Annotated in this window: 19 protein-coding genes and 8 tRNA genes; 14 read left to right on the top strand and 13 right to left on the bottom strand. The window is 68.0% G+C overall.

What is annotated here, in order from left to right; genetic code table 11:
* Positions 1-58: 58 nt before the first annotated feature.
* Genes ACTCB7_RS00965 through ccoN form a run of 9 tightly spaced genes read right to left on the bottom strand, consistent with a single transcriptional unit; the run spans position 59 to position 8,582 of the window.
* On the bottom strand, positions 59-775 hold the full coding sequence (locus ACTCB7_RS00965; RefSeq protein WP_463005341.1) for a sulfite exporter TauE/SafE family protein: 717 nt from the start codon (positions 773-775) through the stop codon (positions 59-61).
* Positions 775-1,020 (bottom strand): cbb3-type cytochrome oxidase assembly protein CcoS, encoded by a 246-nt coding sequence (ccoS, locus tag ACTCB7_RS00960; protein ID WP_463005229.1) that lies wholly within the window; start codon positions 1,018-1,020, stop codon positions 775-777. Before ccoS ends, ACTCB7_RS00965 begins: the two co-directional genes overlap by 1 nt.
* Positions 1,017-3,461 (bottom strand): heavy metal translocating P-type ATPase, encoded by a 2,445-nt coding sequence (locus tag ACTCB7_RS00955; protein WP_463005228.1) that lies wholly within the window; start codon positions 3,459-3,461, stop codon positions 1,017-1,019. The genes ccoS and ACTCB7_RS00955 overlap by 4 nt, the downstream gene beginning before the upstream one ends.
* The gene (locus ACTCB7_RS00950) at positions 3,458-3,967 is read right to left on the bottom strand and encodes a FixH family protein (protein WP_224415804.1); all 510 of its coding nucleotides are present in this window, start codon (positions 3,965-3,967) and stop codon (positions 3,458-3,460) included. The genes ACTCB7_RS00955 and ACTCB7_RS00950 overlap by 4 nt, the downstream gene beginning before the upstream one ends.
* A gap of 2 nt (positions 3,968-3,969) precedes the next feature.
* Positions 3,970-5,367, bottom strand: coding sequence for a cytochrome c oxidase accessory protein CcoG (ccoG, locus tag ACTCB7_RS00945; protein ID WP_463005227.1), 1,398 nt, complete (start codon positions 5,365-5,367; stop codon positions 3,970-3,972).
* Between the two features lie 50 nt (positions 5,368-5,417).
* Complete coding sequence (gene ccoP, locus ACTCB7_RS00940; protein WP_463005226.1) at positions 5,418-6,341, bottom strand: cytochrome-c oxidase, cbb3-type subunit III; 924 nt, start codon at positions 6,339-6,341, stop codon at positions 5,418-5,420.
* Positions 6,338-6,523 (bottom strand): cbb3-type cytochrome oxidase subunit 3, encoded by a 186-nt coding sequence (locus tag ACTCB7_RS00935; RefSeq protein WP_463005225.1) that lies wholly within the window; start codon positions 6,521-6,523, stop codon positions 6,338-6,340. The genes ccoP and ACTCB7_RS00935 overlap by 4 nt, the downstream gene beginning before the upstream one ends.
* Before the next feature lie 3 nt (positions 6,524-6,526).
* Positions 6,527-7,135 (bottom strand): cytochrome-c oxidase, cbb3-type subunit II, encoded by a 609-nt coding sequence (gene ccoO / locus ACTCB7_RS00930; protein WP_463005224.1) that lies wholly within the window; start codon positions 7,133-7,135, stop codon positions 6,527-6,529.
* A 22-nt stretch (positions 7,136-7,157) separates the two neighbouring features.
* Positions 7,158-8,582 (bottom strand): cytochrome-c oxidase, cbb3-type subunit I, encoded by a 1,425-nt coding sequence (gene ccoN, locus ACTCB7_RS00925; RefSeq protein WP_463005223.1) that lies wholly within the window; start codon positions 8,580-8,582, stop codon positions 7,158-7,160.
* A gap of 169 nt (positions 8,583-8,751) precedes the next feature.
* On the opposite strand from ccoN, the gene ACTCB7_RS00920 reads away from it, so the two are divergent.
* The 11 genes from ACTCB7_RS00920 to ACTCB7_RS00870 all read left to right on the top strand — a co-directional run bounded on the left by ACTCB7_RS00920 (position 8,752) and on the right by ACTCB7_RS00870 (position 18,949).
* The gene (locus ACTCB7_RS00920) at positions 8,752-9,453 is read left to right on the top strand and encodes an alpha/beta family hydrolase (RefSeq protein ID WP_224415798.1); all 702 of its coding nucleotides are present in this window, start codon (positions 8,752-8,754) and stop codon (positions 9,451-9,453) included.
* A 285-nt stretch (positions 9,454-9,738) separates the two neighbouring features.
* Positions 9,739-9,814, top strand: a tRNA-Val gene (locus ACTCB7_RS00915).
* Between the two features lie 19 nt (positions 9,815-9,833).
* A tRNA-Asp gene (locus ACTCB7_RS00910) sits at positions 9,834-9,910 on the top strand.
* An 83-nt stretch (positions 9,911-9,993) separates the two neighbouring features.
* Positions 9,994-10,070 (top strand) — tRNA-Asp (locus ACTCB7_RS00905).
* 30 nt (positions 10,071-10,100) lie between these two features.
* Positions 10,101-10,177, top strand: a tRNA-Val gene (locus ACTCB7_RS00900).
* 4 nt (positions 10,178-10,181) lie between these two features.
* Positions 10,182-10,258 (top strand) — tRNA-Asp (locus tag ACTCB7_RS00895).
* A gap of 341 nt (positions 10,259-10,599) precedes the next feature.
* Entirely contained in the window at positions 10,600-12,615 is a 2,016-nt protein-coding gene (locus ACTCB7_RS00890) for an FAD-dependent oxidoreductase (protein WP_463005222.1), read from the top strand.
* Between the two features lie 175 nt (positions 12,616-12,790).
* Positions 12,791-13,837, top strand: a complete 1,047-nt coding sequence (locus tag ACTCB7_RS00885; RefSeq protein ID WP_463005221.1) for a threonine aldolase family protein — start codon at positions 12,791-12,793, stop codon at positions 13,835-13,837.
* A 220-nt stretch (positions 13,838-14,057) separates the two neighbouring features.
* On the top strand, positions 14,058-15,980 hold the full coding sequence (locus ACTCB7_RS00880) for a PrkA family serine protein kinase (RefSeq protein WP_163648257.1): 1,923 nt from the start codon (positions 14,058-14,060) through the stop codon (positions 15,978-15,980).
* A 118-nt stretch (positions 15,981-16,098) separates the two neighbouring features.
* Positions 16,099-17,379, top strand: coding sequence for a YeaH/YhbH family protein (locus ACTCB7_RS00875; protein ID WP_163648258.1), 1,281 nt, complete (start codon positions 16,099-16,101; stop codon positions 17,377-17,379).
* Positions 17,380-17,401: 22 nt separating this feature from the next.
* A complete protein-coding gene (locus ACTCB7_RS00870) occupies positions 17,402-18,949 on the top strand; it encodes a SpoVR family protein (RefSeq protein ID WP_163648259.1) in 1,548 nt (515 codons plus the stop codon).
* Positions 18,950-18,995: 46 nt separating this feature from the next.
* On the opposite strand, the gene ACTCB7_RS00865 is transcribed toward ACTCB7_RS00870, so the two are convergent.
* Positions 18,996-19,310, bottom strand: a complete 315-nt coding sequence (locus tag ACTCB7_RS00865) for a high-potential iron-sulfur protein (RefSeq protein ID WP_463005220.1) — start codon at positions 19,308-19,310, stop codon at positions 18,996-18,998.
* A 258-nt stretch (positions 19,311-19,568) separates the two neighbouring features.
* Between ACTCB7_RS00865 and ACTCB7_RS00860 the strand changes: the two genes are divergently transcribed.
* From ACTCB7_RS00860 to ACTCB7_RS00850, 3 genes are all read left to right on the top strand, one after another.
* Positions 19,569-20,036, top strand: a complete 468-nt coding sequence (locus ACTCB7_RS00860) for a methylated-DNA--[protein]-cysteine S-methyltransferase (RefSeq protein WP_163648261.1) — start codon at positions 19,569-19,571, stop codon at positions 20,034-20,036.
* Between the two features lie 70 nt (positions 20,037-20,106).
* On the top strand, positions 20,107-20,382 hold the full coding sequence (locus ACTCB7_RS00855) for an Lrp/AsnC family transcriptional regulator (protein WP_224415791.1): 276 nt from the start codon (positions 20,107-20,109) through the stop codon (positions 20,380-20,382).
* A gap of 45 nt (positions 20,383-20,427) precedes the next feature.
* The gene (locus ACTCB7_RS00850; protein WP_463005219.1) at positions 20,428-21,285 is read left to right on the top strand and encodes a DNA/RNA non-specific endonuclease; all 858 of its coding nucleotides are present in this window, start codon (positions 20,428-20,430) and stop codon (positions 21,283-21,285) included.
* 195 nt (positions 21,286-21,480) lie between these two features.
* Here ACTCB7_RS00850 and ACTCB7_RS00845 read toward each other — a convergent pair.
* The 3 genes from ACTCB7_RS00845 to ACTCB7_RS00835 all read right to left on the bottom strand — a co-directional run bounded on the left by ACTCB7_RS00845 (position 21,481) and on the right by ACTCB7_RS00835 (position 21,830).
* Positions 21,481-21,567 (bottom strand) — tRNA-Leu (locus ACTCB7_RS00845).
* A 27-nt stretch (positions 21,568-21,594) separates the two neighbouring features.
* A tRNA-Leu gene (locus ACTCB7_RS00840) sits at positions 21,595-21,681 on the bottom strand.
* Positions 21,682-21,743: 62 nt separating this feature from the next.
* A tRNA-Leu gene (locus tag ACTCB7_RS00835) sits at positions 21,744-21,830 on the bottom strand.
* Positions 21,831-21,923 lie beyond the last annotated feature (93 nt).

The following is a 21,923-nucleotide window of genomic DNA, read 5'->3' as shown; positions in this document are numbered from 1 at the left end:
GAACCGGAAACGACAGTCTCATGCTACGCCGCCGCACCCGTCGGGCGTCTGACCTGCGTCAAGCGGGGGGCGCATGGTGGCCCGCCATGACGGCGACAAGCCCCCACAGCTGCCACAGCGCGAAGCCCAGCAGCAGCAGCGCGGCCAGGGTGCGGCCCAGCGGGTGGCGGACCAGCCGGGTCAGCCGGTGGGCGGCGGCGCCGGTGACCAGCAGCGCCGGCAGGGTGCCCAGCCCGAAGGCGCCCATCAGCAGGGCGCCGTGCCAGCCGCCGCCGGCGGCCAGGCTCCAGGCCAGCATCGAATAGACCAGCCCGCAGGGCAGCCAGCCCCAGATCGCGCCCAGCGCCACGGCCCGGGGGACATGCACCACCGGCATCAGGCGCCGGCCGATGGGCTCCAGGTGGCGCCACAGGTGGCGCCCGCCGGCTTCCAGGCGGGTCAGCCCGCGCCACCAGCCGGCCAGGTAGAGGGCCATCATCACCAGCAGCACGATGGCCAGGCCCTGCAGCACGAAGCGGGCCCGGGGGACGCCGTCACCGACCCAGCCGCCCAGCGTGGCGACCAGCGCCCCGGCGAGCATGTAGCTGGCGATGCGCCCCAGGTTGTAGCCGAACAGCAGCCCGCCCAGGCGCAGCGGGCTGCGCAGGCTGGGCGGCACGGCGAAGCTCAGTGCGCTCATGATGCCGCCGCACATGCCGATGCAGTGGGCGCCGCCGAGCAGCCCCACCACGAAGGCGGCGGCGAGTGGCGGCAGGTCGGGGACGGCCGCGGGCATCATGGCGGCGGACCCTGACGCGGTCCCCGGCGGGTGTCATCCTCCTCCGGCGCCGGGTCGGACGTGCCGTCGCGGCGGCGCTGGCGGGCGGCCGGCAGGTCGCCCTCGTCATCGTCGAACAGGATGCGATGGGCGGGACCTTCCAGGTCATCGAACTGGCCCGAGCGTACCGCCCAGAAGAACGCCCACACGGCCAGCCCCAGCAGCAGCAGCGACAGCGGAATCAGCAGGTACAGGATGCTCATGGTGCGGTCTCCTCGGGATCGGGGAGCGATGTGGCGGCGTCACGGCCGAGGCGCAGGGCATTGCCCACCACCACCAGCGAGCTGCCCGCCATGCCCAGTGCCGCCGCCCAGGGCGGCACCAGGCCGGTGGCGGCCAGCGGCAGCGCGCAGAGATTGTAGCCCAGCGCCCAGGCGAGGTTCTGGCGGATCAGGCGCCGGGTCCGGCGCGCCAGCGTCACGGCCTCGGCCAGCCGCCCCAGCCGCGGGGCGAGCAGCACGCCATCGGCGCGGGTGCGGGCGAGGTCGGTGGCCTCGTTCATCGCCAGCGAGACATCGGCGGCGGCGAGCACCGGGGCATCGTTGATGCCGTCGCCGACCATGATCACTCGCTCGCCGGTGGCCTGCAGGGCCTGCACATGGGCCAGCTTGGCCTCCGGGGTGGCCCGGGCCTGCCAGTCGGTCACGCTCAGCCGGCGGGCCAGGGCGGCCACGGCGGGGGTATCGTCGCCGGAGAGCAGTTCCACGGCAAGCCCGGCCTCCCGGAGCGCGGCGACGGCCTGCTCGGCGCCGTCGCGCAGGGTGTCCTCGAGCCGGAACCAGGCCAGCGGGGTCGTCGCCTCGGCCAGCAGCAGCCATTGGCCGTCGCCGGGCGGCGGTGCGGGCGGGGCGCTCATGACGGCATCGGCACGCCCCAGCCGCAGGGCGCGGCCCGCCACCTCGCCGCTCAAGCTGCCCATTGTCTGGCGAGTGACATTGCACGCCGTGATGCCGGGAACGCGATAGGGGGCGAAGGCGTGGGCGATGGGGTGTTCAGAGTGGGCCTCCAGCGCGGCGGCCAGCGTCCGCGCTCGGGCGGCGTCGATCCCGGCAGTGAGGGGGTGTGTCTCGGCCAGTCGCGGGCGGCCCCGGGTCAGGGTGCCGGTCTTGTCGAAGATGACCCGTGTGGCGTCGGCCAGATGCTCGATGGCATCGGCCCGGGTGAGCAGCACCCCCCGCCGGCGCAGCCGCCCATGGCAGGCGGACAGGGCGGCGGGCATGGCCAGCGCCAGGGCGCAGGGGCAGGTGACCACCAGTACCGAGATCGTCACCCACAGCGCCCGCGACGGGTCGATCGCCAGCCAGGCCAGGGCCACGCCCAGGGCGGTCAGCAGCACGCCGATGACGAAGCGGTGCGCCAGTCGGGCGGCGGTGTCCAGCAGGCGCGGGCGTTCGCTGAACGCGCGATCGGTGAGGGCGAGGATCTCGGCGGCCCGCGAGGCGCGGGCGGTACGGGTGACGCGTACGGTTAGGGTGGTGTCGAGGTTGAGGCTGCCGCCGGTGACGGCCTCGCCCGGCCCCCGGGGCACGGGCTGCGACTCGCCGGTCAGCAGGGCCTCGTCGAGGCTCGAGGCGCCGTCGAGAATCACGCCATCGACCGGCACGCTCTCGCCGGGGAGCACGCGGATGCGATCATCGGGCACGAGCCGCGTGGCGGGCACGACCTGCTCGTGGCCGCCGGCATCGAGACGCAGGGCGCTGCGTGGCAGCACGCCGGCCAGGGCATTGCCGCTGCGGCCGTGGCGATGACGGGCGCGCATCTCGAGATAGCGGCTGCCCAGCAGCAGTGCCGTGAACATGGTCACCGAGTCGAAGTAGACCGGTCCGCCGGTGGCGACGCCGTAGGCGCTGGCCAGGTAGGCCGCGAGGATGGCCAGGGTGACCGGCACGTCCATGCCCAGGTGGCGGCTGCGCAGGTCGCGGCAGGCGCCACGCAGGAAGGGTTGGGCGCAGTAGCCCACCACCAGCGTGGCCAGGGCCAGCGAGAGGGCGTGGAAGAGCGCTTGGAAGCGCGGGCTCATGCCGCCGTCGCCGGGGAGGTAATGCGGGATCGAGAACATCATCACCTGCATCATGGCGATGGCGGCGACGATCAGCCGCCGCGCCGCCCGGCGCTCCTCGCGCTGCTGGTGCTGCTGGGCCGCGTCGGGCACGTAGGGCTGGGCCGGATAGCCGATCGCCGCGAGTTCGGCGAGGATCCGCGACAATGCCAGATGGCGGCGATCCCACTCCAGGTACAGACGATGGTTGCTGAGATTGACCGCGCTGCGCGTCACGCCGTCGAGGGCGTTGAGGCGGTGCTCGATCAGCCAGGCGCAGGCCGCGCAGGTGATGCCCTCCACCGCCAGGGTGACGGCCGCCCGTTCGTCGTCGAGGGGGTGCAGGAAATCGGCCTGCAGCTCGGGGTCGTCGAAGACCCGCCAGGTCTCCGGCCGGGCGCGGCGGCCGGTGTCGGGGCGCTCGGGCAGCCGAGTACGAAAGCGGTAGTAGCCATCCAGGCCGCCGGCGACGATGGCCCCGGCGACGGCCTCGCAGCCGGGACAGCACAGTGGCTGCGGCGTGTCGTCGACGTTGACCCGCCAGGGGGCGCCGGCCGGGACCGGCGCACCGCAGTGAAAACAGGGCGTGGCTGTCGCCCCGGTCATGGCGACTCCGCATGCGGGGCCAGCCACTGTGCCCGGGTCTGCGGCAGGTGGATCTCGCCGGTGAGCCGCCAGGCGGGCTCGGGGACGTCCGGGTGCAGCTGCACGTACCAGCGATAGCGCAGCGCGCTGGGCAGCTGCCCGCTGTACTGGCCGCCGCGCAGCCGGCGCAGCGTGATGTGCCGGTCACGGCCGTCCTGGGTGGGGAACAACAGGGCGAGACGCAGGCGCTCGGGGCGGGCGTCGCCCTCGAGGGTCACGGTGACGTCGCCGGTGACGTCGTCGATGCGCAGCCGAGCGCGCTGGCCCAGCTCGCGCGCCCTCTTGTCCTGCTCCAGCACCCGGTTGATGGCCAGGCCCTTCTTGTAATAGTTGTCCACCACCATGCCGTCGAAGCTGGTGATCGACAGCACCAGGGTGGTGGTGCCCATGACCACCGCCATGGCCAGGATGCCGAGCAGGAACCAGGGCCAGAATTCCTTGTACCAGGGGCGTGCCGGAGGTTGCATGGTCATCTCCTTGCCGGCCCCAGGAAGCGGGCTTCCTTGGCCAGATGGATGCGTGGGGCGTCGATGGCGGTGATCGCGAGGATAAACGCCTGGCTGGGCGCGTCCAGCGACTCGGCGGGGGCGATGATCGACAGTGCCAGACTGCGCCCGGCACCGGGGGCGAGCGTGAGGCGCTGGGTGTCGCTCAGGCGCAGACCGTCGATGCCGCGCAGCGTCAGCCGGTAGCGGTGGGCGCGGGCGTCCATGTTGCGCACCCGGAGCGTGTAGGCGTTGCGGATGCCGCCCTCGGCGGTGACGTCGTAGAGCTGGTGGCGGTCGCGCTCGAGGTCGGCGTCGAGCGGCACCCGCTCGGCCAGCTGCCAGGCCAGCAGCGCGACCATGGCCAGCAGCGCCGCCAGGTAGCCGATCAGGCGCGGGCGCAGCCAGCGTGTGGGGCGCCCCTCGAGGGCGTGCTCGGTGGTGTAACGGACCAGCCCGCGGGGCCGGCCCAGCTGGTCCATGACGTCGTCGCAGGCATCGATGCAGGCCGCGCAGCCCAGGCAGGCGTACTGCAGACCGTCGCGGATGTCGATGCCGGTGGGACAGACCTGCACGCAGCGCCGGCAGTCGATGCAGTCGCCCGGCGTCGTGTCCGCGGTGGAGGCGCGGCGCCGGCCGGCCGTGCGTGGCTCGCCCCGGGCGGCGTCGTAGGAGACGATCAGCGTGTCCTTGTCGAACATCACCGACTGGAAGCGGGCGTAGGGGCACATGTAGAGGCAGACCTGCTCGCGCAGCCAGCCGGCGTTGAGGTAGGTGAACAGCGTGAAGAACCCGGTCCAGAACAGCGCCCAGCCCCCCGCCGAGAGCGTCGCCAGGTCGGCGACCAGCTCGCGGATCGGCGTGAAGTAGCCGACGAAGCTCACCCCGGTGGCCAGGGCGATGAGCAGCCAGATGACGTGCTTGGCGAGCTTGCGCGCGCGGACGGCGGCATCCGGCGGACCGGCGGCCTGGCGGATGCGGCGATGGCGCGAGCCCTCCAGGCGCTGCTCGACCCAGATGAACAGCCAGGTCCAGACACTCTGCGGGCAGGCGTAGCCGCACCAGACCCGTCCGGCGATCACCGTGACCAGGAACAGGCCGAAGGCGCCGAGGATCAGCAGCCAGGCGAGCAGGGTGGCGTCCTGGGGGTAGAAGGTGGTGGCGAAGATGTGGAACTGGCGCGCGGGGATGTCGAACCACACCGCCTGGCGGCCATCCCAGGTCAGCCAGGGCAGGCCCGCGTAGAGCGCCAGCAGCAGCCAGTCGAGACCGCGCCGCAGCCGCTGGAAGCGGCCCTTGACAGCCCGCACGTGGATCGGCTCGCGCTTGGCATAGAGCGAGACGCGGGTCGTGGTGTCGTGGAGCGGTATCCGGTCGGTCATGAAACCCCCTCGACTCTGGAGGCATCGGCCGGGATGACCCGGCCGTTCGCTCAGTGGGTCAGGCTGTAGATGTACGCGGCCACCAGGTGCACCTTGTCCTGGCCGAGGAACGGCGCCTGCGCCGGCATGCGTCCCTTGCGCCCCTGGTGCAGGGTCGCCAGCACGGCCTCGCGTACCGGCTGGCCGGGGTGGCGGTAGAGCCAGGCATCATCGGTGAGATCCGGCGCGCCGAGGGCGGGATTGCCGGTGGCGTCGACGCCGTGGCAGCCGATGCAGGTCGCCGAGAACAGCGCCTTGCCCTTGGCGGCGCGGGGGGCGTCATGCTCGGCGCCGGACAGGCTGGCGACATAGTTGGCCAGGTTGCGCAGGTTGGCGTCGCCGAGCTGGTTCCAGGCCGGCATCACGCCGCCGCGCCCCTGGGCGATGCTTTGGGTGATCGCCTGGGGCGAGCCGCCGTAGAGCCAGGCATCGTCGGTGTGGTCCGGGTAGCCGAAGCCGCCCTTGGCGTCGGAGCCGTGGCAGGCGGCGCAGTTGTTGAGATAGAGCCGCTCGGCGATGCGCATGGCCTCGTTATCCTCGGCCAGCTCGGGAATCGCGGTCTGCCGGTAGCGTTCGAAGATCGGTGCGTAGCGCGCCTCGGCGCGGTCCATCTCGGCCTGCCACTGGCCTTCCTGGGTCCAGCCCAGCAGGCCGCGGAAGTTGCCCAGCCCCGGGTAGAGCGCCAGGTAGCCCAGCGCGAAGATCAGGGTGCCGATGAACAGGATGAACCACCAGCGCGGCAGCGGGTTGTCGTACTCGTCGATGCCGTCGGCGCTGTGGCCGGTGGTCTCGACGTTGCCCTGGGCGTCGGGGCGCTTGTCGGTCTTGCGGTTGCCGAACAGCACCCAGGCACAGAAGGCGATGGTGCCCAGGGTAATGACGATGATCCAGCCGCTCCAGAAGTCGGACAGGGCGTTGCCCCACAGGTCGTTCATGCGTCGTTGTCCTCCTGCTTGTCCCGTGCCCGGGGCGGTTCTTCGTCGTCATCGGCGAAGGGCAGCCGGCTGGCTTCGTCGAAGTCGTCCCTGCGGCGCCGGGAGAAGGCCCAGGCCACCACGCCCAGGAAGGCGATCATGATCAGCAGCGTCATCACGCCGCGGAAGGTTCCGATATCCATGACTCAGCGCCTGTCCTCGATGACGGTACCCAGTTGCTGGAGGTAGGCCACCAGCGCGGTGATCTCCTTCTTGCCCTGCACGGCCTCCCGCGCCCCGGCGATCTGCGCGTCGCGGTAGGGCACGCCGAGCTCGCGCAGGGCGCGCATCTTGTCGGCGGTGTGCGCGCCATCCAGGGTGTCGTCGAACAGCCAGGGGTAGGCCGGCATGATCGATTCGGGCACCACGTCGCGCGGGTTGTAGAGATGCGCACGATGCCACTCGTCGCTGTAGCGGCCGCCGACCCGCGCCAGGTCCGGCCCGGTGCGCTTGGAGCCCCACAGGAAGGGGTGATCGTAGACGAACTCGCCGGCCACGCTGTAGTGGCCGTAGCGCTCGGTCTCGGCGCGGAACGGGCGGATCATCTGCGAGTGGCAGTTGTTGCAGCCTTCGCGGATGTAGATGTCGCGGCCCTCCAGCGCCAGGGCGGGCAGCGGCTCGAGCCCCTCCACGGGCTGGGTCGTCTCCTTCTGGAAGAGCAGCGGGACGATCTCGGCCAGGCCGCCGAGGCTGATCACCACCAGGATCAGCACGGCGAGCAGGCCGACGTTCTTTTCAACGATCTCGTGTTTCATGCGTCTCGGCGTCCCCGTTGGTTCAGGCGGTTCGAGCGGCGGGCTGGGCGTCGCGAGCGGCGCCGCGGACGGTCATGGCGACGTTGTAGGCCATCAGCAGCATGCCGCCGAGGAAGAAGCCGCCGCCGATCCAGCGCACCACGTAGCCGGCATGGCTGGCCTCGAGCGTGTCGATGAAGGTGTACATCAGCGTGCCGTCGTCGTTGACGGCGCGCCACATCAGCCCCTGCAGGACGCCGTTGACCCACATCGCGGTGATGTAGAGCACCGTGCCGATGGTCGCCATCCAGAAGTGCACAGCGATCAGCTTCACCGAGTACATTTCCTGCTGCCCGTAGAGGCGCGGGAACAGATGATAGAGCGAGCCGATGGTGATCATCGCCACCCAGCCCAGGGCGCCGGAGTGGACATGGCCGATGGTCCAGTCGGTGTAGTGGGACAGGGCGTTGACGGTCTTCACCGCCATCATCGGGCCCTCGAAGGTCGACATGCCGTAGAACGACAGGGCGACGACCAGAAAGCGCAGGATGGGATCGGTGCGCAGCTTATGCCAGGCGCCGGAGAGCGTCATCATGCCGTTGATCATGCCGCCCCACGAGGGCGCCAGCAGGATGATCGACATCACCATGCCCAGCGACTGGGCCCAGTCGGGCAGTGCGGTATAGTGCAGGTGGTGGGCGCCGGCCCACATGTAGGTGGTGATCAGCGCCCAGAAGTGCACGATCGACAGCCGGTAGGAGTAGATCGGCCGCCCGGCCTGCTTGGGCACGAAGTAGTACATCATGCCCAGGAAGCCGGCGGTGAGCAGGAAGCCCACGGCGTTGTGGCCGTACCACCACTGGGCCATGGCATCGACCGCGCCGGCGTAGGCCGAGTAGGACTTGGACAGCGACACCGGGATCTCGGCCGAGTTGACGATGTGCAGCACGCCGATGGTGAGGATGAACCCGGCATAGAACCAGTTGGCGACGTAGATGTGCGAGGTGCGGCGCCGGCGAATGGTGCCCAGGAAGACGGCGGCGTAGGCGATCCACACCGCGGCCAGCAGCAGGTCGATGGGCCATTCGAACTCGGCGTACTCCTTGGAGGTGTTCCAGCCCAGGTTGAGCGTCACCAGGCCGGAGACGATCACCGCCTGCCAGCCCCAGAAGGTGAAGGCCGCCAGGCGGTCGGAGACCAGCCGCGCCTGGCAGGTACGCTGCACCACGTAGTAGGAGGTGGCCATCAGCGCGGAGCCGGAGAAGGCGAAGACCACGGTGTTGGTGTGCATGGGACGCAGGCGGCCGAAACTCGTCCAGGGCAGCCCCAGGTTGAGCTCGGGCCAGATCAGCTGGGCGGCGATGAGCACGCCCAGGCTCATGCCCAGGATGCCCCACACCACGGTCATGATCGCGAACTGGCGAACGACCTTGTAGTTGTAGGTTGGGTGTTCCAGTGCTTGGCTCATGTCGGTTTCCATCTGGCGCGGTGGTGGCGTACCCGGACGCGGAGCATGCCCGGCACGCTCGGCGCCTGCGCTGATCTCCGTCAAGCCCGGCGATGACGGTGGGGCGAGGATACGCTCACGCCAGTATAGTGGCTGTCTACACTTTATGTATACAACAAATGGATACAGTATGAAAACGGAGCAGGCTGAGGCGACGGCCTCCACGCCGCAGGAGCCCGGAGAGCGGGTGGAGCACATCGCAGGGCTGGGGCCGCTGATCGTCCGCGGCGAGCCGCGCCACGGCCGCCTGCTGCTGGCACACGGTGCCGGGGCCGGTCACGATGCCCCCATGCTGGTCGCGCTGCGCGAGGCGCTGGCCGGGCGGGGTGTGCAGGTGCTGGCCTTCGAGTTCGCCTACCTGCAGCGCATGCGCACGGAGCAGCGCCGCCGGCCGCCGCCGCGTGCCGAGCGGCTGGTCGAAGAGTTTCGCGCCTGGCGTGCGGCAGTGGCTCCGCTCGGCGAGGCCCCGCTGTGGTTGGGCGGCAAGTCCCTGGGCGCCCGGGTGGCCAGCCTGCTGGCGGCGGAGGACGGCGCGCCAGGGCTGGTGCTGTGCAGCTATCCCTTTCATCCGCCCGGCAAGCCGGAGCGGACACGGCTCGCGCACTGGCCGCGGCTGGCCTGCCCGACCCTGGTGCTGCAGGGCGACCGGGACCCGTTCGGCCGGCGTGACGAGGTCGAGGACTATGCGCTGCCGGACTGCGCCGAGGTGCACTTTCTCGCCGACGGCGAGCACGACTGGCGCCCGCGCAAGGCCTCGGGGCGCACCCGGCAGGCGCTGATCGACGAGGCGGCGGATCGGGTGGTCCCTGCCATGGCGAGGGTCGGGCGATAATGCGGGGTTGTCCCGCCGGCGAGCTTTCGCGTCGACAACCGAGCCGGTGCAGGTCGCAAAGCAATTGCGGCTGGCTCTAGCAAAGGGCGCCGGGGATAGGTCGAAGAGGGGGTCCTACGCCATGGATGGCGTAGGTAGCGTCCATGGATGGGTTCACAGCGCCCCCTCATAGACCTGTCGACGGATCAGCCCTTGGCGACAACACTAACGACGATAGCTTGGGAGTGGGTCGCAAAAGGCGTTGACATTCCTCGGGTGGCCTGTAGAATGCAGCGCCACGTGACCGGGTGGTTAGCTCAGTTGGGAGAGCACCAGCCTTACAAGCTGGGGGTCACTGGTTCGAACCCAGTACCACCCACCAATCACGTAGAAAAAGATGCGGACCGGTAGTTCAGTCGGTTAGAATGCCGGCCTGTCACGCCGGAGGTCGCGGGTTCGAGTCCCGTCCGGTCCGCCAGTCTTTTTCATCCAGACAATCCTTGGATTGTCGCATCAGTCAGGTAAGCGTGCTTTGGGTTGATAACCTTGGATACGTTATGTGGACCGGTAGTTCAGTCGGTTAGAATGCCGGCCTGTCACGCCGGAGGTCGCGGGTTCGAGTCCCGTCCGGTCCGCCACTTGTCTGCTGCAGCGCTTCATCGGGATCCGGGTGGTTAGCTCAGTTGGTTAGAGCACCAGCCTCACATGCTGGGGGTCACAGGTTCGAGTCCTGTACCACCCACCAATGCGGACCGGTAGTTCAGTCGGTTAGAATGCCGGCCTGTCACGCCGGAGGTCGCGGGTTCGAGTCCCGTCCGGTCCGCCATTCCCTTTCCGGGTCCCCCTCTTCGCCTTTCCCGTCTGCTGGCTTTTCGCCTGTCGCCACCCTCGTCCGGGCTTTGGCGTGTTTGCGTTTCCTGCATCCTGACCCTCGTTCGATCCTGTTTTCGTCGCCCGTCGCCCGTCGCCCGTCGCCCGTCGCCCGTCGCCCGTCGGCTGCGTCTGTGGCGTCGGTATCGGTTCGCGGGTGCGTGTCCGAGTGGAATCGGCATGGCGGCACGGCTGGTCGAGGCGGCCTTCGACGTTGCGTGATTCGAGTGACGGAGTACACTCGTTCAAACGATTGTTTGGAATCTGCCCGATCACCGATGTTTCGGAGGCTCCGCCGTGACCGCCCGCTACCCGTATCTCTTTCGGCCGCTCGCCGTCGGCCCGCTGACCCTGCCCAACCGGGTGCTGATGGGGTCCATGCACACCAACCTGGAGGAAGCGCCGGAGGGCTTCGCACGGCTGGCGACCTTCTATGCCGAGCGCGCGCGGGCCGGGGTGTCGCTGATCGTCACCGGCGGCATCGCGCCCAATGCCGAGGGCGCGGTCTTCCACGGCGCGGCCAGGCTCACCGATGCCGCGGAGATCGACCGGCACCGCGGGGTGACCGAGGCCGTGCATGCCGAGGGCGGGCACATCTGCCTGCAGATCCTGCATGCCGGGCGCTACGCCTACTCGCCGGCACTGGTCGCGCCCTCGCCGATCCAGGCACCGATCAACCCCTATCCGCCGCGGGCGCTGACCGCCGAGGAGGTGGAGCGGACCATCGACGATTACGTCAACTGCGCCCGGCTGGCCCGCGAGGCCGGCTACGACGGCGTCGAGGTGATGGGCTCCGAAGGCTACCTGATCAACCAGTTCATCTGTCGGCGCACCAATCAGCGCGACGACGAATGGGGCGGCGACTTCGCCAACCGCATCCGCTTCCCGGTGGCGATCGTCGAGCGCATTCGCGCGGCGCTGGGTCCGGACTTCCTGGTCATCTTCCGGCTGTCGATGATCGATCTGGTCGAGGAGGGCAGTACCTGGCAGGAGGTGGTGGCGCTGGGTCGCGCCATCGAGACGGCGGGGGCGAACCTGATCAACACCGGCATCGGCTGGCACGAGGCGCGGGTGCCGACCATCGTTACCAGCGTGCCGCGCGCCGTGTTCAGCGAGGTCACCCAGCGCATGAAGGCCGAGCTGACGATTCCCCTGATCACCACCAACCGCATCAACATGCCCGATGTCGCCGAGCGCCTGCTCGCCGAGGGCGTCGCCGACATGGTGTCGATGGCGCGTCCCTTCCTGGCCGATCCCGAATGGCTGGCCAAGGCCGGGCAGGGCGATGACGGGGCGATCAATACCTGCATCGCCTGCAACCAGGCATGTCTCGAGCATACCTTCCAGGGCCGGCTCACCTCGTGCCTGGTCAACCCGCGTGCCTGTCACGAGACGGAACTGAACCTGACGCCGGTGACGACGCCGCGCGCGATCGCCGTGGTCGGGGCCGGACCGGCGGGGCTGGCCTGCGCGGTGAGCGCCGCGCAGCGCGGCCATCGTGTCACGCTCTTCGAGCGCGAGGACGAGATCGGCGGCCAGTTCAATTTCGCCCGGCGCATTCCCGGCAAGGAGGAGTTCGCCGAGACGCTGCGCTACTACCGGGTGATGCTCGAGCGCCACGGCGTCGAGCTGTGCCTGAACACTCCGGTCGAGGCGGAACGGCTGGCGGGTTTCGATGCCGTGGTGCTGGCCACCGGCGTGCGTCCGCGCGCGCTCGACCTGCCGGGCATCGATCACCCGATGGTGCTCGACTACCCGACCGCAATCCGCCACCCCGAGCGTGTCGGCCGGCGTGTGGCGATCATCGGCGCCGGGGGCATCGGCTTCGACGTCGCCGAGCTGCTGACCCATGCCGGACACCCGGCGCTCGACCGCGAGGCATGGTGCGCGGAGTGGGGCGTGGATCTCGCCGTCAGCGAGCCGGGCGGGCTGCAGCCGCCGGTGGCGCCGGCGGTGCCGCGTCGGGTCACCCTGCTGCAGCGCAAGACCTCGAAGCCCGGCAAGGGCCTGGGCACCACCACCGGCTGGGTGCATCGGGCGGCCTTGCGTCATCGCGGCGTCGAGATGCTCGCCGGCTGCGAGTATCGGGGCATCGAGGACGGCGGCCTGCGCCTGCGCGTTGCCGGCGAGGAACGGTTGCTGGCCGTCGACAGCGTGGTGATCTGTGCCGGTCAGGAGTCGGTGGTCGAGCTGCTCGCGCCGCTGCACGGGGCCGGCACCGAGGTGCACGTGATCGGCGGGGCCGAGAAGGCCGCCGAGCTGGATGCCAAGCGCGCCATCGACCAGGGAACGCGCCTCGCCGCCATCCTCTGACGGCGCGCTTTTTCCCGTCGGGCGGGGTGCTAGACTGGGGCCTGTTGAGATTCCCGGCGCGGCTCGCGGGGGAGTCTCAACGGGCCCCAACGGCGTGCGATCCACGCCGACAGCCGGACGCGATGGCACCCGGTCGCGTTCGCCAACAACAACAGTCTCGCGAGAGGACCCCGCCATGCCCCCCGACTGCTCGCCGCGTTTCCTGGCCAGCGACAACACCTCCGGCATCTGCCCGGAGGCGCTGGAATACCTGCTCGATGCCAACCGCTGCGATGATCTCGCCTACGGCAACGATGCCTGGACCCAGCGGGCGGCCGACCGCTTCCGCACCCTGTTCGATTACGACTGCGACGTCTTCTTCGTCTTCAACGGCACGGCGGCCAACTCGCTGGCCCTGGCCGCCATGGGCCGGAGCTATCACAGCGTGATCTGTCACGAGCTGGCGCACATCGAGACCGACGAGTGCGGCGGCCCGGAGTTCTTCTCCAACGGTGCCAAGCTGCTCACCGCCAGCGGCGAGCACGGCAAGCTGGCGCCCGAGGGCATCGAGCGCCTGGTCACCCGGCGCCGCGACATCCACTACCCCAAGCCGAAGGTGGTGTCGATCACCCAGGCCACCGAGGTGGGGACTGTCTACACCCGCGATGAGCTGCTCGGCATCCGCGCCATGGCCGACAAGCACGACCTGCGCCTGCACATGGACGGCGCGCGCTTCGCCAACGCCTGTGCCGCGCTCGAGGCCTCGCCGGCCGAGCTGACCTGGCAGGCCGGCGTCGACGTGTTGTGCTTTTCCGGCACCAAGAACGGCCTGCCGATGGGCGAGGCGGTGGTGTTCTTCAATCGCGAGCTGGCCGAGGACTTCGACTACCGCTGCAAGCAGGCCGGCCAGCTGGCCTCCAAGATGCGGTTCATTGCCGCACCCTGGCTGGGGCTGCTGGAGTCCGGGGCTTGGCTCGACAATGCCGTTCACGCCAACGCCATGGCCCGTTACCTGGCGGACGGTCTCGAGGGGCTGCCCGGCGCGCGCCTGATGTTCCCCGCCCAGGCCAACAGCGTGTTCGTGGAGTTGCCGCCGGCGGTCCTCAAGCACCTGCGGGACCGGGGCTGGACCTTCTATACCTTCATCGGAGCCGGCGGGGCGCGCTTCGTGTGCGCCTGGAACACCACCACCGAACTGCTCGACGGCCTGCTGAGCGATATCCGGATGGCGCTCGATCGCTGACAGATCGATGCCGTTCGCGAGTTTTTTCCGCGCCGTGATCGAACCAATCGCGGCGTTCGCGCTCATACCCTGAAAAGAGGAGCACCGCGCGGTTGCGTTGAAAGACCTCATGGCAAGCTCTCCATCGTCAGTCGTTTATCCGTCTACGCTGATCATTACGCCAGCCCGGAAAACCCAGACGGTTGTCGGCGACCGGGTGTCGCGATTCAAGGAGGCCTCAATGAGTATCTTCGACCATGTGCAGAGCCGCTACGAGCAGGTTCAGCAGGAAGAGATGAGTCTTCAGGAGTACCTGGAACTGTGCCGCACGGACCCCGGTGCCTATGCCAGCGCCGCGGAGCGCATGTTGAAAGCCATCGGCGAGCCCGAGGTCATCGACACGTCGAAGGACCCGCGCCTGTCCCGCATCTTCACCAACAAGGTCATCCGTCGCTATCCCGCATTCTTCGAGTTCTACGGCATGGAGGAGGCGATCGAGCAGATCGTCGCCTACTTCCGTCACGCCGCCCAGGGGCTCGAGGAGCGCAAGCAGATCCTCTACCTGCTGGGCCCGGTGGGCGGCGGCAAGTCGTCGCTGGCCGAGCGGCTCAAGCTGCTGATGGAGAAGGTGCCCTTCTACGCCATCAAGGGGTCCCCGGTCTTCGAATCGCCGCTGGGGCTGTTTTCCCCCGAGGAGGACGGCGAGCAGCTCGAGAAGGAGTACGGCATTCCGCGGCGCTACCTGAAGAGCGTGATGTCGCCCTGGGCGGCCAAGCGCCTCAAGGAGTACGGCGGCGATATCTCGCAGTTCCGCGTGGTGCGTCTGCATCCCTCGCGGCTCAACCAGATCGCGGTCTCCAAGACCGAGCCCGGCGACGAGAACAACCAGGACATCTCCTCGCTGGTCGGCAAGGTCGACATCCGCCAGCTCGAGCTCTACTCCCAGGATGACCCGGATGCCTACAGCTTCTCCGGCGGGCTGTGCAAGGCCAACCAGGGACTGATGGAATTCGTCGAGATGTTCAAGGCACCGATCAAGGTGCTACATCCGTTGCTGACCGCGACCCAGGAGGGCAACTACAACCCCACCGAGGGCATGGGGGCGATTCCCTTCGACGGCGTCATCCTCGCCCACTCCAACGAGAGCGAGTGGCAGCAGTTCCGCAACAATCGCAACAACGAGGCCTTCCTGGACCGCGTCTACATCGTCAAGGTGCCCTACTGCCTGCGGGTCTCCGAGGAGATCAAGATCTACCAGAAGCTGCTCGAGCATTCCTCGCTGGCCGAGGCGCCCTGCGCGCCGGACACCCTGCGCCTGCTCGCCCAGTTCTCGGTGCTCTCGCGGCTCAAGGAGCCGGAGAACTCCAGCATCTACTCCAAGATGCGGGTCTACGACGGCGAGAACCTCAAGGACACCGATCCCAAGGCCAAGTCGATCCAGGAGTACCGCGATGCCGCCGGGGTCGACGAGGGCATGGACGGGCTGTCCACGCGTTTCGCCTTCAAGATCCTCTCCAAGGTGTTCAACTTCGACACCCACGAGGTCGCCGCCAACCCGGTGCACCTGCTCTACGTGCTCGAGCAGCGCCTGGAGCACGAGCAGCTGCCCAAGGAGACCCACGAACGCTACCTGCGCTTCATCAAGGAGTACCTGGCGCCGCGCTACGTCGACTTCATCGGCAAGGAGATCCAGACCGCCTACCTCGAGTCCTACAGCGAGTACGGCCAGAACATCTTCGACCGCTACGTGACCTATGCCGACTTCTGGATCCAGGACCAGGAGTACCGTGACCCCGAGACCGGCCACATGTTCGATCGTCAGGCCCTCAACGAGGAGATGGAGAAGATCGAGAAGCCGGCGGGGATCTCCAATCCCAAGGACTTCCGCCACGAGGTGGTCAACTTCGTGCTGCGGGCGCGGGCCCAGAACAACGGCATGAACCCCAGCTGGCAGTCCTACGAGAAGCTCAAGGGCGTGATCGAGCAGAAGATGTTCGCCAACACCGAGGAGCTGCTGCCGGTCATCTCGTTCAACGCCAAGGCCTCGGAGGCCGACAAGCGCAAGCACGAGGACTTCGTCGCCCGGATGGTCGAGCGGGGCTATACCGAGAAGCAGGTGCGCCTGCTCTCCGAATGGTACCTGCGCGTGCGCAAGTCGCACTGAGCCTTCCCGCCCGGGGCGCGGACGGCGGTATCACCCGCGCCCCGGCGGTCCGGTCGGCCGGACACGGCAGGCGATGTCCGGCGGCCAGTGCCCCCGAGACTCCCGGAGGGAGGCAGGCATGAGCTATTTCATCGATCGGCGGCTCAACGACCGCCACAAGAGCGAGGTCAATCGACAGCGCTTCCTGGATCGCTATCGCACCCACATCAAGCGCTCGGTGGAGGAGGCCGTCAACAAGCGCTCGATCACCGACATGGAGCGCGGCGAGAAGGTCTCCATCCCGGCTCGTGACATCTCCGAGCCGGTCTTCCAGCATGGTCCCGGCGGCAAGCGTACCGTGGTCAGCCCCGGCAACAAGGAATTCGTCGAGGGCGACCGGCTGCGCCGCCCCGGCGGGGGCGGCGGTGGCGGGGCCGGCGAGGGCAGCGCCTCGAACCAGGGCGAGGGCATGGACGAGTTCGCCTTCTCGCTGACCCGCGAGGAATTCCTCGATTTCGTCTTCGACGGCCTCGAGCTGCCGCACCTGGAGCGCAAGGCGCTGCTCGACCTCGAGGAGGTGCGCCCGGTGCGGGCCGGGATCGCCCGCGAGGGGGTGCCGGCGCGCATCAACATCGTGCGCTCGATGCGCGAGGCCCAGGCGCGGCGCATCGCCATGCGGGCGCCGATCAAGCGGGCCCTGCGCGAGGCGACCGAGGCGCTCGAGGCGGAGGAGCGCAAGGACCCGGTGCTGCGCAACCCGGCGCGCATCGCCGAGCTCAAGGCCGAGATCGAGCGGCTCGAGAAGCGCCTCGACGCGGTGCCGTTCATCGACACCTATGACCTGCGCTACAACAACCTGATCAACCAGCCGCAGCCGTCGAACAAGGCGGTGATGTTCTGCGTGATGGATGTCTCCGGGTCGATGACCCAGTCGCACAAGGACATCGCCAAGCGCTTCTTCCTGCTGCTCTACCTCTTTCTCGAGCGCAACTACGAGAAGGTCGAGCTGGTCTTCGTGCGCCACCACACCGCGGCCAAGGAGGTCGACGAGGAGGAGTTCTTCTACTCCCGCGAGACCGGCGGCACCATCGTCTCCAGTGCGCTCACCCTGGTCGACGAGATCATCCGCGACCGCTATCCGGCGCACCAGTGGAACCTGTACGTCGCCCAGGCCTCGGACGGCGACAACTGGGACGACGATTCCACCACCTGCCGGGAGCTGCTGGTCAAGTCCCTGATGCCGCGCCTGCAGTACTTCACCTACGTGGAGATCACCCCCCACGCCCACCAGGCGCTGTGGGAGGAGTACGAGAGCGTGCAGGCCGAGTTTCCCCAGCGTTTCGCCATGCGACAGATCGTCGAGGCAGGGGACATCTATCCGGTGTTCCGTGAACTCTTCCGGCGTCGCGCCGAGCACTGAGCTCGGCCCAGGAGGCAGCATCATGACCCGACGCAAGCCCATTGCCACCGGCTCGGACTGGAACTTCGAGACACTCACGGCCTACGAGCGGGAGATCGCCCGCCTGGCCGACGAGTATCGGCTGGACACCTATCCCAATCAGATCGAGATCATCACCTCCGAGCAGATGATGGATGCCTATGCCAGCGTGGGCATGCCGATCGGCTATCATCACTGGTCGTTCGGCAAGCAGTTCCTGGCGGTGGAGCAGGCCTATCGGCGCGGCCAGATGGGGCTGGCCTACGAGCTGGTGATCAATTCCGACCCCTGCATCGCCTATCTCATGGAAGAGAACACCCTGATGATGCAGGTGCTGGTCATGGCGCATGCCTGCTATGGCCACAATTCCTTCTTCAAGGGCAACTACCTGTTCCGTACCTGGACCGACGCCTCGGCGATCGTCGACTATCTGGTGTTCGCCCGCCGGTACGTTTCCGAATGCGAGGAGCGCCACGGCGTTGCCGCCGTGGAGCAACTGCTCGATGCCTGCCATGCGCTGCAGAACTATGGCGTCGATCGCTACAAGCGCCCGTCACCGATTTCCGCCGAGGAGGAAGCGCGGCGTCAGGCCGAGCGTGCCGAGTACTTGCAGTCGCAGGTCAACCTGCTGTGGAGCACGATTCCCGAGCATCGCCCCGCGCATGGCCCGGAGCATGACGAGGAGGATCCGCTCGGCCTGCATCAGTACGGGCGCTACCCGGCCGAGCCCCAGGAGAACCTGCTCTACTTCATCGAGAAGAACGCGCCACTGCTCGAGCCCTGGCAGCGCGAGATCGTGCGTATCGTCCGCAAGCTCGCCCAGTACTTCTACCCGCAGCGCCAGACCCAGGTGATGAACGAGGGCTGGGCGACCTTCTGGCACTACACGCTCATGAACCGGCTGTATGACGAGGGGCTGGTCGACGAGGGCGTGATCCTCGAATTCCTGCAGTCGCACACCGCGGTGGTCAGCCAGCAAAGCTTCGACAGCCCCTACTTCAACGGCATCAACCCCTATGCGCTGGGCTTCGCGATGTACAGCGACATCAAGCGCATCTGTCAGGAGCCCACCGCCGAGGACCGCGAGTGGTTCCCCGACATCGCCGGCAGCGACTGGCTGGAGACGCTGCACTTCGCCATGCGCAACTTCAAGGACGAGTCGTTCATCCAGCAGTTCCTGTCGCCCAAGGTGATCCGCGATCTCAAGCTGTTCACTCTGGTCGACGACGACCAGGATGAGATGCTGACCATCGAGGCGATCCACAACGAGCGTGGCTACCGGCGTATCCGCGAGGCGCTGTCGACCCAGTACGCGCTATCGGTGCGCGAGCCCAATATTCAGGTCTGGGAGGCCGACATTCGAGGTGACCGCTCCCTGACGCTGCACCATGTGCAGGATCGGCGGCGGCCGCTGGCCAAGAGCGTCTACCCGGTGCTGCGTCACCTGCATCAGTTGTGGGGCTTCCCGGTCAAGCTGCTGTCGATGGAAGGCGAGGAAGTGGTGCGCCGCTACCAGTGGCCGCTGCCGGCCGACCTTGAAGGTCGCGGCTGATATGACGAGTGAGTGCCGGGGCGCCATGGCGGCGCCCCGGCGAGGTTCAGCCCTTCTTGGTCCAGGATTGGCACCAGCCACCCGGGGCGACGCTGTTCTGCGGGAACAGCTGGCAGCCGTTGTTGGCCTCCTTGAAGAACATGCAGTTGGCGCACTTCTCGCCCTTCGAGTAGGCGGGGTTGTCGCTGGCCTGACTGGCCACGGTGACATAGTTGAGCGCCTTGGCCTGCGGGTTGCTCGGGTCCAGAGGCGGCAGTTCCTGGGCGAGAGCCCGTTGTGACAGAATGCCGGCGCCCAGTGGCAGGGCGGCGAGGCCGAGCAGGCTGTGGCGGATGAAGTCGCGGCGATTTTGGTCGGCCATGGTAGCTCCTCGTTGGTCAGCGTTAGGGTTGCCGAATGTTTTCCCGCCCGGTGCGAGCGGAAGGCGGTCACGTGCCTGGCGCGGGGCGCCTGTCGTTTTTTACGCAGCCGGGATGCCGAACTGCGGGGGAGGTTCAGGCCTCCTTCTTCATACCCTAGTCAAAGTGTATACATTTTTCCTGGCAAAAGTGTATACACTTTTGGCGAGTCATGCGCCATTGCCCGAGAGCGGGCGGTTGCCGGAGGAACAGGAGGCCTCATGCGTTTCACGACATTTTCCAGCCCGCTCGGCGATCTGCTGCTGGCCGGCGACGAGGCCGGCATTCGCCACCTGCGCTTCGATACCGAGCGTATCGAGCCGGGGTGGGAGCACGACGATACGGCTCTGGCCAGGGCGCGCGATGAAATACTGGCCTATCTGGCCGGGCGGCGGCGTCAGTTCAGTGTCGATATTGCGCCCCATGGCAGTCAGGCGCAACGTGAGGTCTGGGCGGCGGTGCGGCGCATTCCCTACGGCACGACGCGAACCTATGGCGAGCTGGCGCGACGGCTGGGCGACGACGTGGCGGTCATCACGGTGACCCGGGCGGTGGCGGCCAATCCCCTGCCGTTGCTGGTGCCTTGCCATCGCCTGGTGACCACCGGCGGCCCGGGTAGCTGGCCGGGTGGTGCATCGCTCAAGCGTCGGTTGCTGGCGCTGGAGGCCGGCGACGCTGCCGCGGGGTGATCTGCGCTGATATACTGCCGCCAACGTGAGCCGTCGGCTCACCGGTCGCATTCAGGCAGGGAGGAGAGCCATGCAGAACGCCGTGATTCTGATCAACGCCGAAAAGGGCCGCATCAAGGCCGTCGCCGAGCGTCTGGCCGAGGTTCCGGGGATCAGTGAAGTCTATTCCACCTGTGGCCGCTACGATCTGGTGGCCATCGCCCGGACCCGGGACTTCGAGACGCTGGCCGAGCTGGTCACCGGGCGCCTGACCCAGGTCGAGGGCGTTCGCGAGACCGAGACCCTCAACGCGCTGCAGGTACATTCGCGCCACGATCTGGAGACGATGTTCAGCGTGGGGCTCTGAGGCGATGCACCGTAACAGGATGATGCCGTCGTCCGAGGCCGCCGCGTGATCGACGACGTTCTCGACTGGGCCGGGCGGGGTGCCCGGCGCCTCGCCGTCTCGCTGGTCTTCGTGGTCGTGGCCAGCGGCCTGTGGTACTGGCAGGAGCGCGATGTTCGCGAGCGCCTGGTGTGGATGGGGCTGCCCGAGCGGCAGGCCACCGACTGGCTGGCGCTGCATCGGGTGCTGCGCAACCAGGGGGTCCTGCTGGGCTGGTCGGACCTGCGGGCGAGCCCGCTGTGGGTCGGCTACCAGTTACATCCTGTCGCCAAGGGCACGCACATCGGCGAGCGCCCGGACTTTCAGCGTGACTGGCGCACGCTGTGGCCGGTGGCGCCCGATGACTACCTGCGCAGCGGCTATGACCGTGGGCATCTGGCGCCCAACTATGCGATCGCCGCCAACTACGGCCGCAGCGCGCAGCGCGACACCTTCCTGATGTCGAACATCACGCCCCAGCGGCCCAATCTCAACCGACGCCTGTGGCAGCGGCTCGAGGAAGTGGTCATCGATGACTTCGCGCCGCGTTTCGGCACCCTGCAGGTGATCACCGGGCCGGTGTTTTCGCCGGGCTGGGGGGCACTGCTGAACCGGGTGGGTTACGTGCAGGTGCCGACGATGTTCTACAAGATCATCGTCGTGCCGGGCCCGCAGCCTCGGGCGCTGGCCTTCCTGATGCCGCAGCGGGTGCAGGGCAGCGAGCCGCTGGATCGCTACCTGGTGACCATCGATCGCATCGAGGCGCTGACGGGGCTGGATTTCTTCCCGCAGTTGCCGGGGCCGGTGGAGCATGCGCTGGAGTCGCGTGTCAGCACGCAGGGCTGGGCGCTGGCGCGTGTCGCCGACCAGCCGCCGCGCTACTGAAGTGCGCAAGAGATGCGAGCTGGCGAATCGAGGTCGGTAATAGTTGAGGCCCAAGGAAGCTGAGAAGCGAAAGCGGGAAGGCTTCGGTGGTGAGGCGTGTTCGGGCCACATGTCGGCATCGCACGGGCATGGGCAAAGCCATGATGCGAGATCAGTAAATTCGGGAAATCACGAGATGGGAGAGCATGATGCGGATGGTGCCCAGGAGAGGACTTGAACCTCCACGTCCGTAAGGACACTAGCACCTGAAGCTAGCGCGTCTACCAATTCCGCCACCTGGGCGCATCATGTCGTTCGGCGGTTTTCGCGTGGTGCCCAGGAGAGGACTTGAACCTCCACGTCCGTAAGGACACTAGCACCTGAAGCTAGCGCGTCTACCAATTCCGCCACCTGGGCGAAAACCTGCCGATACCTGCCTCGAGAATGCCACCTTCATGCCGCTGTCGCCGACATGCCGATGGTGCCCAGGAGAGGACTTGAACCTCCACGTCCGTAAGGACACTAGCACCTGAAGCTAGCGCGTCTACCAATTCCGCCACCTGGGCCGGGGCAAGTGGCCACGAATCATACCGATTCCTGACGCGAATGCAAGTCCCTCGGCGACAATTCTTCGGGTGGATGCCGGGCGCGGGTTGCCG

The organism is Modicisalibacter sp., assembly GCF_055145905.1.
The sequence above is the reverse complement of the archived record's forward strand: the minus strand, read 5'-3'. Positions and strand labels throughout refer to the sequence as shown.